This window comes from Moraxella sp. I5G (genome assembly GCF_055193055.1).
In genome coordinates this window covers 1-1,343 of record NZ_JBUXLH010000038.1, presented here as the reverse complement: position 1 = coordinate 1,343, position 1,343 = coordinate 1, and the positions used below count along the sequence as shown (strand labels likewise).

The window sequence follows — 1,343 nt, the reverse complement described above, 5'->3', positions numbered from 1 at the left end:
GTATTTAGCAATTAACTGCCGAAATTCATCCTGCGTAATAGAACCTGCTTTATTGAATTCTGCTTTATAATAATCATAGTCTGGATTGGCATTTATAATATTTCCATCATCATCTTGAATTGCATTTCCTGCAACCATGTCTTTATAAACAGAATCTGGTATATCTTCTAAGCTGACAATGTTATTACGAACCATATATTCAGCTAATGCATAGATAATATAACGCTTATCCTGTTCTGTTAATTCAAGCATGGGAACAGGATGATTTTCTTTTATGGGGTAAAAGTAATTATTCCCTACCGCCACTCTCCCCACCTCAGCTGCACTCACACTATTTGCAATATCGCCATCAGTGATGGCATAAGCAGTAGATGCTGTGGCTAGGGTGATGATGTTGGTGATGGTGTCTTTTTCATCTTGAGTGAGTTCTTTTGAATCTTTATCAAATAAGAACTTAGATAGGGCAGGAGCGGCGGCTTCACTACTTGCTGCAGATAAGGCACCTATACTAATGTCTTGTCCTGTGGCATAACTTGTGGCAGCTCCTAAGATGGCATGAGCCATTAAGTGCTGTAAACTTTGTTCTCCTGGTCTGTTTTGGTTGTCTTGTGTGTTTTTATAATCATTATTCTTAAAATATTGTCCAATTTGATAAGCCATATGCGGACTGACTGCTCTTGCAACATCTCCTACTGCACCACCTGTGTTGGGACTGTACAGGGCGGAGGCCAGTCCGTCAAATAGTCTGATGTTGCGTTCTATGGTTTCAGCTTGAGTAAGAAGCTTTTGCTTTTCATGCTCATTGCTTTCTCTATTTGCCTGTTGACGTAAATCATCAGCCTCTTTACTATACTCACTTCTAAGACGTCGTCTTTCGCCATCAAATGCAGCAGTGATAGTTACCTGATTTCCAAGCTCTTTCTCCAACCGACTCTTTTGATTGGTGAAGTCATTGTTGATGATGGGGTTTAGGGCTTGTTGGCTGTCTTCACTGCCCAAGTTGCCTGTATTGATGTGGCTAAGTCCTGCTTGGTCAGTGATGGCAGATTTGGTAATTGATGTCTTGTGGATAGGGTCTATTTTACCGTAACCTAAGCCTGACAGTCCTAGTTGGTGTTTTGTTTTGTTTGAGGTGCTGTCTTGCTGACCACTCTTTGACTTTGGTGCAAGGCTTACACCCACTTGCAAAGCATCGCCTTGATAGTTTAGGTGGTTTTCAATGTCTTGGGTTTGGATGCCTTGTTTAAATTGGGTGTGGTTTTGGTCTTTGTCAGTGATGAGGTAACCAGCTGTAAACTTGCCTTGTCCTTGTACGTTTAGGCTTGATGTATTGGCAATGATGC

At 41.3% G+C, this 1,343-nt stretch carries 1 protein-coding gene; it reads right to left on the bottom strand.

The genetic code is table 11. The annotated features are described in order from the left end of the window. On the bottom strand, nt 1–1,343 hold a 1,343-nt coding region (locus ACZBKJ_RS09825), incomplete at both ends, for a VENN motif pre-toxin domain-containing protein (RefSeq protein WP_463200913.1).